We start from the raw sequence: 10,853 nt of genomic DNA, 5'->3' as shown, positions 1-10,853 counted from the left end.
GTGGACATGACCATGAACCTCTTCCCCCTCGCCCGGAGGAGCTTGAGGGGCCGCTCGAAGTCGCCGTCGCCGCTGACCAGGATCGCCATGTCGTAGTTCTCGATGGTGTTGAACATGTCCAGGACGATCTCGATGTCCAGGTTCGCCTTTCTTATCTCCCGGCCGTCGTCGAGGACGATGATCTTCAGCTCTTTGGTGATGATCGAGTAGCCGATGTCCGCGAGAGCGGTCAGAAAGCCCTGCTGCCTCGTATCCGGCGGGTTCTCCTCGCCGACGTAGTAGTAGGCGTCGATGATCTCTCCGCCGGTCTTCTCCTCGATCCACCTGAGAAGCTTCTCGAAGTTGATCCACCATCTTAGCTCGTCTTTCTGCATGTAAAAGATGTTCGCGCCATCTACGAATACCGATATTTTCACTTATATTTCTCCTTTGTGTTAAATATATTTAACACGCGAGCCTCCATTTCGGCCCGGCATTATTATTCCGGATGGAAGTCAATCTGAGGATACATATAGTTTCCTGAAGTTTCCTGAAAAAATCTCCGTCTTGGTGGCGAATGGCAACTCACGCCGACTCACAGATGGGCTACAGCCTCTCCCGCTACCACAGCATTTTTTATCTGCCGGGCTGATCCTTGAGAAGGAGACCTGCTTTATGGACCCCGCCCTCAAAAAACTCGGCTGGAACGCCTTCTTCGGAGAGCATTTCCGGGAGTACGCCGTCGACCACGAGCCTGGCCGCGTATCTTCGGTGAGCAGAAGCGGCTGCGAAGTCCATACCAGGAAGGGCGTGGTGCGGGCCAGGGTCTCAGGCAGGCTCCGCCAAGACGGCCTTCGTCCCGCCGTCGGCGACTGGGTGGCGATCTCTCGAGACGATTCGGGCACCCGCACCCTGCAGGCCATACTGCCGAGAAGGAGCAAGATCTCCCGGAAAGATCCGGGCAGGGCCGTCGGCGAGCAGGTGATGGTGACGAACATCGAGACCATCTTCATCGTAACGTCGTTCAACCAGGATCTGAACCTGAGGCGGCTGGAGAGGTACCTCGCCGCGGCGAGGCAGAGCGGCACAGAATCGGTCATCGTGCTGAACAAATCGGACCTCTGCGCCGATGTCGAGGCGAAGGTCGACGAGGTGAAGGCTATCGCTTCCGACCTTTCCGTTATCGCCATCAGCGCCGCTGAGAAGACCGGCCTCGAACAGCTCTCCCCCTACCTCCAGGATGGAGAGACAGTCGTCCTGCTGGGGTCGTCGGGCGTCGGCAAGTCCACCCTCATAAACGCCCTGGAGGGGCGAGGACGGCAGAAGATCGCCGAGATCCGCGAGGACGACGGCCGGGGGAGGCACACCACCACCGCCCGGGAGCTTCTGCTCCTCGAAAAGGGCGGGATCATCATCGACACCCCGGGGATGAGGGAGATCCAGCTCTGGGACGCGAGTGATGGGCTCGACGACGCCTTCCAGGACGTCATCGAGCTTGCTGCAGGGTGCAAGTTTTCGGACTGCAGGCACGAGAGCGAGCCGGGCTGCGCGGTCAAGAGGGCGATAGAGGAGGGGAAGCTCTCGGAGGTCCGGCTGGAGAGCTACCGGAAGCTGCAGCGCGAGCTTTTGGCCCTGGAGAGGAAGAAGAACCCCAAGCTCATGGCCGAAGAGAAGAAAAAGTGGAAGAAGATCAGCAAAATGGCAAAGGAGATTCAAAAGAGGAAGGCGGGCGAGATTTAAGATGAAACTGAACATAATTTGGAAATTTTTAAATCCTTTGACCTAAAGACTAATGTTCATGAAAAAATTTCTTTTTATCCTCGCGATCGCGGCCCTCGTCTGCACCGCGGGCTGCGCCGATCGAGAAGATGGTGAGACATCAGAGGCAGAAATCGTCGGGCAGGTTGGGACGACTCTGCTGGTGGAGAGCATGACGGTGGATATCGAGAGCGTCAACCTGACCTATCCCGCCTACGTGGCGGCGCCGGCTCCGACCGGAGATGAGCAGCAAGACGAAGGCGAAGACGCTGGCGAGATCGAGAAGTACCCGGGGATCGTGATGATCCACTCCTTCAACGGCCTTGAGCCAGGCTACCTGGACCTCGCCGACGCCCTCGCCTCCGCAGGTTTTGTGGTGATCGCGCCGGAGTGGCAGACCTTCGAGAGGGCGCCCATGGACGAGGTCGTGGAGGAGCTGGTCAGAAGCTCTGTCGATTATCTGAAAGGAAGAGAGGACATGAACGCTGAGAGGCTGGGTCTCACCGGCTTCTGCGCCGGAGGGAGGTACACCATGCTCTTTCTGCCCTCGATGGAGGAGTTCAGCTCCGGAGTCGCATGGTACGGATTTCCCTACTCTGGAGGGTTCAACAACGAGACGAAGCCGGCCGACCTGATCGATCAGCTCGATGCGCCGATCTTGATCATCCACGGGACCAGGGATTCGCCAAGCCCCATATCGGAGATATACCAGTACGCCACCGCCCTCGACCAGGAGGATAAGTACTTCGAGCTGAAGGTCTACCAGGGCGAGCCCCACGGCTTCATGATCGAGGAGGGCGAGCTCTCCGAGAGCTTCCCGGCCCAGGACGCGCTGGATGAGATGGCCAGGTTCTTCGAGAGGACTTTGAAGTGAGGCCTATTCGGCCGCCCCCTATTTTTAAAAAAATCAGATCTCCCCGCATTCCCCGCCCGTGACCATCTCGCTGACCCAGTCCCAATCGTGGTCGTAGATGTGGGCCGAGCAGCTCACGGTGGTGATCGAGCCGGGCTCCGCCCCTACCCTCTCTCCAACGTATTCGAGGAGTCTGGTGAGGCCGTAGAGGTTGGCCGGGTAGGCGCCGGCGAAGTCGTGGCTCCGGAAGAGGGCCGCAAGGTGGAGCCGCCCTTCCCTGATCTTGAAGTCGTCGACCATCATGCAGGGGACCTCTTCCTTCTTCGTATCGACGGGCGGGATCCAGGTGACCGCCGAGGCCCTCCGGGAGTTGGGATTGGCCCGGAGGCGGCGGACGACGTAATCGATCTGGTCGACGGGACCGATCACATTTTCTTCTTTTTTGTTTACAGAACCCGGCAAGGTCCAGGAGCGGAGCCGCTCCCCGTAGGTGTACTCGAAGCCGGGGTTTTCGCCGCTTATGAGCTGTCCTGCGTAATCCTCCAGCCGGGGGCGGTTCCAGGAGTACTCCTCGGGGATCATATCCCTCCTCGGGTCCTCCACCACCACCTCCAGGGCCAGAACTTCCCTGGTCCTGGTCCCCCGCTCGTCGGTGATCTCCTCGCCCTGCCGCCAGATGAGGTTTAGGCCCCGGCGCCAGGCCTGGGGGATCGTCTCCGCCCTGATGAACCTTCCGACCCTCACAAAACCACCGTGGTCGGGTAAGGTCCACATGGCTAAAATAGGTTGGCTCTTTAAACTGGAGCAGAGCAGCTCTGGAGACCTTCAAAATGCCCGACTTCGAGTGGGAGCTGGTGGCAGCCCTCAACCGGTTCTTCGAGACCGAGGAGATCAGGGGCGTAGCCTATCGGCTGAAGCAAAGCCGCTACACCCCCCAGGTCGTCGACCTCCTCGTCGACTCGCCCCTCTCCCGCTACTATCTGGCGGTCGAGTGCAAGAGCCTCGACGCCCGGAAGACAAAGACCCTCTACTTCACCCAGCACTTCTCCATCGCCGGCGGAGTCCATCAGATCGAGAGGGCCGACCGGTTCATCGAGAGCTCCGGAAGGAGGGGGGTTCTGGCGGTGGAGCTGCGAAGGGGGCCAGGGAGACCGAAGACCGCCCACCTCTTCCCCTGGAGGAGGGTGATGGAGGGCTTCCGGTCACTGAGCCCGGGCATCCCGGTGGAGGAGATAGAGGGCCTTCCCGCCCTGAACAGGGCGAAGGGCTCTTACCGGATCGAGGCCGGAGATCTGGAGATTTAGGGCCAATCGATTTTACTATGGACAAGAGAATTTGGATTAAGCTTATATCCCCTTCCGCCGCTCCCAAAAGCCATGAAGCTTCCCGGTACCGCGACCCAGCCGGAGAACGTCATGATCGCCATGGGAAAGCTCGAGATCAGGCGGGGGATGACCTTCCTCGATATCGGATGCGGCTCGGGGGCCGTATCCCTCGCCGCCTCTCGGTTCACCGACCGGATATTCGGGATCGATAGGAGGGCCGAGGCCGTAGAGATCTCCCGGGCGAAAGTTCCGGAGGGAACCTTCCTCTGCGGCGAAGCCGATGGATTGCTGGCAGAGCTGCCGAAGGTCGACCGCTGCTTCATCGGCGGGACGAGGGGGATCGACTCCTTCTTCCCCCTCCTGATGGAGAGGCTCTCTCCCGGATCGGTCGTCGTCGCCGACCTGGCCCGGATCGGGATCGCATCGAAGGTCGCCGGTCTGATGAAAGAGGAGGGGATCTTCGAGGAGCTTCTCCAGATAGGAATATCGCGAGGCTACGACCTGGCCGGCGACATCGCCCTCCGGCCCGCCAACCCCATATTCATGGTGGTGGGCCGGTGCGCAGGAGGTTTGTAGTTCGTGGAGATGAGATTCCGAGGAGATGAGAGGGCATGGAGATGATAAGATGCTTATAGGGGTCAGCCTCGGCCCCGGAGACCCGGAGCTGTTGACCCGGAAGGCCGAGAGGGCCTTAGCATTCGCGGAGAAGGTCTTCGTACCCGGCGAGATGGCGGCGGACCTGGTGCGCCCCTACGCCGATCCCGAGATCCTGGAGTTTCCCATGATCTCGGACAGAGACCGGCTCCAGGAGATCTGGGCCGAGAACGCCGACCGCGTCGCCTCCTTCGCCTCCGGCGGGAACGCGGCCTTCGCCTGCATAGGCGACGTCAACACCTTCTCCACCTTCTCCCATCTCAAGAGGGTGGTCGCGGAGCGCCACCCCCAGATCGAGATCGAGACGATCCCGGGCGTGGGAACGGTCCCCGCCCTGGCGGCGAGGTTCGGCCTCGACCTCTCGCGCTCCTTCCTGGTATCCGACGGCTCTCCCGTGGAGACGGTGATCAGGATGAAGGCGGTCCGACCCGCGGAGACGGCGGCAGAGCTCGGAGAGGAGGGCTATGACGAGTTCATCCTGGGGGTTCGGCTCTACTCTCCCGACGAGGAGATCGTTCGGGGAGAGATGCCGGAGAAGAGCGACTACTTCAGCGTCCTCGCCGCCAGGAGGAAGGTATGAAGATCCATTTCGTCGGCGCGGGTCCCGGCGACCCCGAGCTGGTCACCGTCAAGGGCGCACGGCTCCTGGCGGAGGCCGACCTCGTCGTCTACGCCGGCTCCCTCGTCAACCCCGCCCTCCTGGAGGGCCTTTCGGCGAGGCTCGTCGACAGCAACGAGATCAACCTGGAGGAGATCAACGGGATCATGCTCGAGGCCGCAAAAGAAGGCGAGCGGGTGGTGAGGCTCCACAGCGGCGACCCCGCCCTCTACGGGGCGATCCTGGAGCAGATGAGGCCCCTGGAGGAGGCCGGAGTGGAGGTGGAGGTGGTCCCGGGGGTCTCCTCCCTCTTTGCGGTCGCCGCCGCCCTCAAGACCCAGCTCACCCTCAAGGGAGTCTCCGAGTCCCTGATCGTCACCAGGCCTGCGGGAACCACCCTGGAGGAGGATCAGATCGGGGAGATCTCCAGGCTCGGCGCGACGATGGCGATATTTTTGGGAGCCGACAAGATCAGGGAGACGATGAGATCCCTCGAAGTCCCGAAAGAGACGCCGGTTGCCGTCGTCTACCACGCCTCCTGGCCCGACGAGAGGGTGGTAATCGGCACCGTCGAGGACGTCGCCGAGAAGGTGGAGGAGGCCGGGATCACCAGAAGCGCCCTGATCCTGGTGGGAGATGTCATCTCGAGAAGCGGCTTTGGGAGGTCTCACCTATACCAAAGTCGGTAGCTGTCCTGGTCTTCGACCGTAACCTGTCCGAGGGCGAGGAGATCGCCGGCGCCCTCTCAGACCGGTACGATCCCGCGGTTCTTATCTACAGGAAAGGCGACCCCGAGGGAACCCTGGAGTCGCTGGAGGGGTTCGACCTTTTGGTGGCGGTGATGGCCGTAGGGATCGTGGTCAGATTGATCTGTCCCTCCCTCGGTGACAAGTGGGCCGACCGGCCGGTGGTGGCCATCGACGCATCCTTGCGGTCTGCAGTCCCGGTCGTCGGAGGCCACCACGGGGCGAACGATCTCGCGGTTCATCTATACCAGAAGCTTGGCGCATATCCCGCCATCACCACCGCCACCGACGCCGCCGGGCGGCCCTCCCTGGAGGGGACCGCCGAGAGGCTCGGCGCCGGGGTCGTGAACAGATCCTCCTCCAAAGAGGCGAACCTCGCCTTCTTGAGGGAGGATCTGCCCGTCATCAGGCTCTCTGGGCCCAAGGTCGTCCTGGTGGACGAGAAGGTGGCGGTACTGAAGAGCAGAGGGGGCGTCGTCGTCGGCCTCGGCGCGAGAAGGGGCGTAGCCTCCTCCGAGGTGATGGAGGCTGTGGCCAGGGCTCTGGAGTCGGCTGGAAGAGGGATCGACGAGATCAGGGTGATGGCGACGGCAGAGATCAAAAGAGACGAGACCGGGATCGCGGAGGCCGCAGAGGAGATGTGCTGCCCGGTCGTCTACCTGGACGATGAGGTCATAAACGCCCAGTCACCGACGACGGAGTCGAGGGCCTCTTCCCTCGGCCTGGTGGGGGTGGCAGAGCCTGCGGCCTTAGCCCTATCCGAGAGGCTGATCATGCCCAAGAAGGTCTACGGGAGGGTGACCGTTGCCCTCGGAGAGTAAGCTTTACATCGTCGGGATCGGGCCCGGCAGCCCGGATCTCCTGACGAGGAGGGCAAAAGATGCGATAGCTGATTCAGAAAGCATCGTCGGCTATCGTCCCTACCTCGACCTCGTCTCCGACCTCCTGGAGGGGAAGGCGGTCAGCTCCACCGGCATGGGCCGGGAGGTGGACCGGGCGCGGAAGGCGGCCGACCTCCTCGAGGAGGGTTCCTGTGCCCTGATCAGCAGCGGCGACCCCAACGTCTACGGGATGGCGGGCCTCGGCTTGGAGGTGGCCTCGGGAGAGGTCGATCTCGGCCGGGTGGAGGTGGTCCCCGGGATCAGCTCCTTCTCCGCCGCAGCCTGCAGAGCCGGCATCACCTTCAGAGAATCGTTGGCCGTGATCAGCTTAAGCGACCTTCTCACCCCCTGGCCCGAGATCGAAGAGAGGGCGAGGATCGCCTCGGAGATGAAGATGCCCATCGCCCTCTACAACCCCCGGAGCAAGAGGAGGACCTGGCAGCTGGAGCGAGTTCTCGAGATCGTCACGGAGGGCGGCGAGATCGATCAGGACCTTCTGGTGGCGAGGAACGTCTCACGCCGGGGGGAGGCCCTCTGGTGGACAAAGGCGAGGAAGATGCGGGAAGATGATGAGCTTCGCGGGAAGGTGGACATGTTCACCCTCCTGATCATCGGAGGCGAGGGAATGACCAGAGGGACGGCGGCCCCTCGATCCATGATCAACCTGGTGGGGGTGGGACCGGGGAGCCCCGATCACCTGACCTGCGAGGCGAGAGAGATCATCGAAAGATCCGACCTGGTCCTGGGACCCAAGAGACATCTTTGCGCCGTGGGAGGATTGGCCCGGGGCAAGATGGTCTCTCAAGAAGGGAGCTTCGAAGAGAGGATGAGGGCGAGGCTTGGAGCGGCTGAGGAGGCGAAGGGCAGGGGAATGACGGCGTCGATCCTCTTCGGGGGCGACCCCAGCACCTTCAGCTCTGCCTGGCGGGTCTACGATCCTTCAAACCTAACCCGCCCTCAAGTTCACATATCTCCGGGGGTCGGGGCATTCTCGGCGACGGCAGCGAGGATCGGCGCTCCCCTGGTGGGCGACTTCGCCCTCCTCTCGGGCCGGGATGAGATGACCTGCGAGAAGGCGCTCAAGCTGATAGAGGGCGGCTTTGCCGTCGCCCTCTACAACCAGAACACCAGAGATCTCTCCGGCCTCGCAGAAAGGATCGATAGCCTGGACTCGGAGAGACCCTTCGGCCTCGTCCAGGACGCAACCCGCCCCAAAGAGAGGATCTATCTCGGGATGGCTGCAGATCTGGGCAGACCGAAGTTCGACGGCCGAAGATGCACCCTGATCATCGCAGGTCCCGAGGCCAGGATAAAGGATGACAGGATAATAACCCGGAGAGGCTACCAGACCAAGTACGATTACTGAAACCGGTGGCGTTGAAGATGACTGAGAAGAAGTATCCGGATCTGGGGGCGGTCACGCCCGAGGCGAGGGAGATCTACAACAAGAGCAGAAATTTCATCGCCGGGATCGTGGGGGACGGGACGCCCGAGGACAAGATAAAGCAGCGCTGCGTCATCGCCACCGGCGATCTGGGCGTCGCCGAGATCCTCAGGTTCAAAAACGACCCCGTGAATGCAGGGCTCGGCGCCCTGGAGGAGGGGGCGGCCATATACGTCGACATCAGGATGGTGGAGGCGGGGGTGGTGAAGAGAGGGCACGATAGCCCCGTCATCACCGCCATCGGCAGGGGGGACGACCTCGCCGAGAGGGAGGGGATCACCAGGACCTCGGCGGGATTTCTTGAGCTGAAAAGGGACCTCTCGGGGAGCATCTTGGTAATAGGAAACGCCCCCTCAGCCCTTCTGACCGTATGCGAGATGATCGAGAGGGGCGAGGCCGAGCCCGCCCTGGTCATAGGGGTTCCCGTGGGGTTTGTCAACGCCGCCGAGAGCAAGGAGAGGCTCCGAAAGATCGATCTACCCTCCATATCTACGGAGGGAACCCGAGGCGGAACGCCCATCGCCGTCGCCGCGATAAACGAGATCATTAATCTGCACCATGGAAAAAAAGAGCACTGAAAGAAAAGGGGCTACAGACCCCGTGGAGGAAGTCATAGACCCCGTCTCCGGCCTCGCGATCCCCCCCGACTGGATCGAGAGGGCCGACGACCCCCACGTCCTGGATAAGGTCAACAGCGGCCTCTGGGCTCTCCTCTCCGACGGCACCCTCCTCAGGAGGGGCCTCACCACGGGGACGACAGCAGCCGCCGCCGCCAAGGGGGCGGTGATCGCCCTGAGGGGGCCCGTCCGCCAGGTCACAGTCCTCACCCCGGCCGGGGTCAGGGTCTCAGTCCCCGTCGAGGGGAGGGACGGAGTCTGCCTCGCCGTCAAGATCGGGGGCGACCACGAGTCCGACGTCACCTCCGGGGCGGTGATTGAGGCGAGGGTCGAGCCTGTGGAGATGGGTGATGTTATCGAGACCGGAGACGAGATCCAGCTCGTCGCGGGACCGGGGATCGGCAGGATCGGGGCCGCTGGCCTCTGCGCCCGGCCGGGAAAGCCGGCCATCAGCCCTCCGGCAAGAAGAGAAATAAGGAGAGCGATCGAGGAGGGGATGGCCGAGGCGGGGGTGGCGGCGGTTCGGGTGGAGCTCGCGGTGAGGGACGGCGAGAGGATCGCGGAAGAGACCATGAACCCGAAGGTCGGCGTCGTCGGCGGTATATCGATCCTGGGTTCGACCGGCTTCGTAGAGCCCTGGAATGAGCATCTGGGCGAGAGCAGGGAGGCCGAGATCGGAGGGCCTGCGAGGGTGGTGGTCACCACCGGAAGGGTCGGCCTCAAGTACAGCAGGTTCCTCTTCCCCGAACACCAGGTCGTCCTTTTAGGAAACCGGCTCGACCGGCTCCGTTTCAGAGAGGAGCAGGATAGCGTCCTCTGCGGCCTTCCCGCTCTGATACTGAAATGGGGTATGCCCGAGATCCTGGAGGGGACGGGATACGGGACCGTTGCCGAGATGGTGGAGAAAGAGCCCCACCACCCCAGGATCGAAGAGGCGATTCGCGAGGTGAGAGCAAGGCTGCCGGGGACGAGGATCGTCCTCCTCGACAGGAGAGGATCCATCCTCAGGGACGAGGAACCCTGAATGGGAGAGGGCCCAAGGTGCCGATTCTGATCGAAGACATATAAACGAAAAGAGACGAAACGGGACAGAGGCGGATTATAAGATGAAGATCGTCGGAGTAGGGGCGGGCCCCGGAATGCTGACCGGGGAGGCGGCGAGGGCAATAAGGGAGGCTCGGCTCGTCTACGGGTCTGCTAGGGCGATCGACCTGGTCCGAGACGAGATCAGTCCTCGCTGCGAGGTGAGGGAGATCGAGAACTACAGAGCCCTCCAAAAGCTTCCTCCCGAGGCTGTGGTCCTCTCCACCGGAGACCCGATGCTCAGCGGCCTCGGCTACCTGGAGGGAGATGTGGTGCCGGGGATATCCAGCATGCAGGTAGCCTGCGCTAGGCTGAAGGTCAGCCAGCTGAAGGTGGTCCCCATCACCGTCCACGGGAGGAGGATGGATCCTGAGCCGATCCTCGATGAGATCGCGAGGGGAAGGTGCGTCTTCCTCCTCGTCGATGACTCTACAGACCTTCCGGGACTCTGCCGGCTTATGGAGGAGAGGGGGCTATCGAGGGACGTTGCGGTCCTCACCGACCTCGGCTACCCGGAGGAAGAGATCCGAAAGGGCCCGACCGCCTGCCCGCCGCATTCGAAGGGGCTCGCCTCGGTGATGATAGGAGATCTCGGGTTTGAGAGAACCCCCTGATTTCCACTGGAGATGAGGTGAATGGTGAGATAAAACAATAGATCTATTCCGGGTTGCAGACCTTGCAGGGAGAGTAACCCGCCTCCCGCGCCTCCCAAACGTCGGAGAAGGTTATTCTGTTCTCTGGCTTGATCTTCTCGGCGTAGCGACAGTCAGGGCGATGATACTTGTCTGAGGTGGTGCTGCCCACATATTTGTAATCAATTTCAGCCTCAGTATCAGTCTTCTTGGGCTCGCCAAGGCTGGAACCAGAGATCGGGTCCTTACCAGAGATCAGGTGCTTCTCCGATTCGAGGTCTTC

At 62.0% G+C, this 10,853-nt stretch carries 14 protein-coding genes; 11 read left to right on the top strand and 3 right to left on the bottom strand.

Annotated features, from left to right (window positions below):
* Positions 1–416, bottom strand: a 416-nt coding sequence (locus ACP5EL_RS07315) for an NYN domain-containing protein (RefSeq protein ID WP_428401859.1), incomplete at its 3' end; no start/stop codon positions are given.
* A 238-nt stretch (positions 417–654) separates the two neighbouring features.
* Here ACP5EL_RS07315 and rsgA point away from each other — a divergent pair.
* On the top strand, positions 655–1,719 hold the full coding sequence (rsgA, locus tag ACP5EL_RS07310) for a ribosome small subunit-dependent GTPase A (RefSeq protein WP_428401858.1): 1,065 nt from the start codon (positions 655–657) through the stop codon (positions 1,717–1,719).
* Positions 1,720–1,777: 58 nt separating this feature from the next.
* Positions 1,778–2,611 carry a dienelactone hydrolase family protein gene (locus ACP5EL_RS07305; protein WP_428401857.1) on the top strand — a complete coding sequence of 278 codons (834 nt, stop codon included), beginning with the start codon at positions 1,778–1,780 and terminating at the stop codon, positions 2,609–2,611.
* Positions 2,612–2,644: 33 nt separating this feature from the next.
* On the opposite strand, the gene ACP5EL_RS07300 is transcribed toward ACP5EL_RS07305, so the two are convergent.
* Entirely contained in the window at positions 2,645–3,364 is a 720-nt protein-coding gene (locus tag ACP5EL_RS07300; RefSeq protein WP_428401856.1) for a thymidylate synthase, read from the bottom strand.
* Positions 3,365–3,420: 56 nt separating this feature from the next.
* On the opposite strand from ACP5EL_RS07300, the gene ACP5EL_RS07295 reads away from it, so the two are divergent.
* The 9 genes from ACP5EL_RS07295 to ACP5EL_RS07255 all read left to right on the top strand — a co-directional run bounded on the left by ACP5EL_RS07295 (position 3,421) and on the right by ACP5EL_RS07255 (position 10,552).
* Positions 3,421–3,894, top strand: a complete 474-nt coding sequence (locus tag ACP5EL_RS07295; protein WP_428401855.1) for a hypothetical protein — start codon at positions 3,421–3,423, stop codon at positions 3,892–3,894.
* A gap of 72 nt (positions 3,895–3,966) precedes the next feature.
* On the top strand, positions 3,967–4,491 hold the full coding sequence (locus ACP5EL_RS07290; protein ID WP_428401854.1) for a methyltransferase domain-containing protein: 525 nt from the start codon (positions 3,967–3,969) through the stop codon (positions 4,489–4,491).
* Positions 4,492–4,540: 49 nt separating this feature from the next.
* On the top strand, positions 4,541–5,149 hold the full coding sequence (locus ACP5EL_RS07285; protein WP_428401853.1) for a cobalt-factor II C(20)-methyltransferase: 609 nt from the start codon (positions 4,541–4,543) through the stop codon (positions 5,147–5,149).
* Positions 5,146–5,856: a precorrin-4 C(11)-methyltransferase gene (cobM, locus tag ACP5EL_RS07280; protein WP_428401852.1), complete on the top strand. Its 711-nt coding sequence runs from the start codon at positions 5,146–5,148 to the stop codon at positions 5,854–5,856. Before ACP5EL_RS07285 ends, cobM begins: the two co-directional genes overlap by 4 nt.
* Positions 5,841–6,734 (top strand): cobalt-precorrin 5A hydrolase, encoded by an 894-nt coding sequence (cbiG, locus tag ACP5EL_RS07275; protein WP_428401860.1) that lies wholly within the window; start codon positions 5,841–5,843, stop codon positions 6,732–6,734. The genes cobM and cbiG overlap by 16 nt, the downstream gene beginning before the upstream one ends.
* The gene (locus ACP5EL_RS07270) at positions 6,718–8,160 is read left to right on the top strand and encodes an SAM-dependent methyltransferase (RefSeq protein WP_428401851.1); all 1,443 of its coding nucleotides are present in this window, start codon (positions 6,718–6,720) and stop codon (positions 8,158–8,160) included. Before cbiG ends, ACP5EL_RS07270 begins: the two co-directional genes overlap by 17 nt.
* Positions 8,161–8,177: 17 nt before the next feature.
* Positions 8,178–8,816 (top strand): precorrin-8X methylmutase, encoded by a 639-nt coding sequence (locus ACP5EL_RS07265; protein WP_428401850.1) that lies wholly within the window; start codon positions 8,178–8,180, stop codon positions 8,814–8,816.
* Between the two features lie 22 nt (positions 8,817–8,838).
* Positions 8,839–9,879, top strand: coding sequence for a cobalt-precorrin-5B (C(1))-methyltransferase (locus tag ACP5EL_RS07260; RefSeq protein WP_428401849.1), 1,041 nt, complete (start codon positions 8,839–8,841; stop codon positions 9,877–9,879).
* 82 nt (positions 9,880–9,961) lie between these two features.
* Positions 9,962–10,552, top strand: coding sequence for a cobalt-precorrin-7 (C(5))-methyltransferase (locus ACP5EL_RS07255; protein WP_428401848.1), 591 nt, complete (start codon positions 9,962–9,964; stop codon positions 10,550–10,552).
* 43 nt (positions 10,553–10,595) lie between these two features.
* Here ACP5EL_RS07255 and ACP5EL_RS07250 read toward each other — a convergent pair.
* Positions 10,596–10,853 (bottom strand): Ada metal-binding domain-containing protein (locus tag ACP5EL_RS07250; protein WP_428401847.1); only part of this gene is annotated, 258 nt, incomplete at its 5' end.

Source organism: Methanocrinis sp. (assembly GCF_049974945.1).
In the GTDB taxonomy this organism is placed as follows: Archaea; Halobacteriota; Methanosarcinia; order Methanotrichales; family Methanotrichaceae; genus Methanocrinis.
The sequence above is the reverse complement of the archived record's forward strand: the minus strand, read 5'-3'. Positions and strand labels throughout refer to the sequence as shown.

Coding starts and splice junctions, on each gene's coding strand:
- rsgA (WP_428401858.1), top strand. CDS start 655: ATGGACCCCGCCCTCAAAAAACTCGGCTGGAACGCCTTCTTCGGAGAG.
- ACP5EL_RS07305 (WP_428401857.1), top strand. CDS start 1,778: ATGAAAAAATTTCTTTTTATCCTCGCGATCGCGGCCCTCGTCTGCACC.
- ACP5EL_RS07300 (WP_428401856.1), bottom strand. CDS start 3,364: ATGTGGACCTTACCCGACCACGGTGGTTTTGTGAGGGTCGGAAGGTTC.
- ACP5EL_RS07295 (WP_428401855.1), top strand. CDS start 3,421: ATGCCCGACTTCGAGTGGGAGCTGGTGGCAGCCCTCAACCGGTTCTTC.
- ACP5EL_RS07290 (WP_428401854.1), top strand. CDS start 3,967: ATGAAGCTTCCCGGTACCGCGACCCAGCCGGAGAACGTCATGATCGCC.
- ACP5EL_RS07285 (WP_428401853.1), top strand. CDS start 4,541: ATGCTTATAGGGGTCAGCCTCGGCCCCGGAGACCCGGAGCTGTTGACC.
- cobM (WP_428401852.1), top strand. CDS start 5,146: ATGAAGATCCATTTCGTCGGCGCGGGTCCCGGCGACCCCGAGCTGGTC.
- ACP5EL_RS07265 (WP_428401850.1), top strand. CDS start 8,178: ATGACTGAGAAGAAGTATCCGGATCTGGGGGCGGTCACGCCCGAGGCG.
- ACP5EL_RS07255 (WP_428401848.1), top strand. CDS start 9,962: ATGAAGATCGTCGGAGTAGGGGCGGGCCCCGGAATGCTGACCGGGGAG.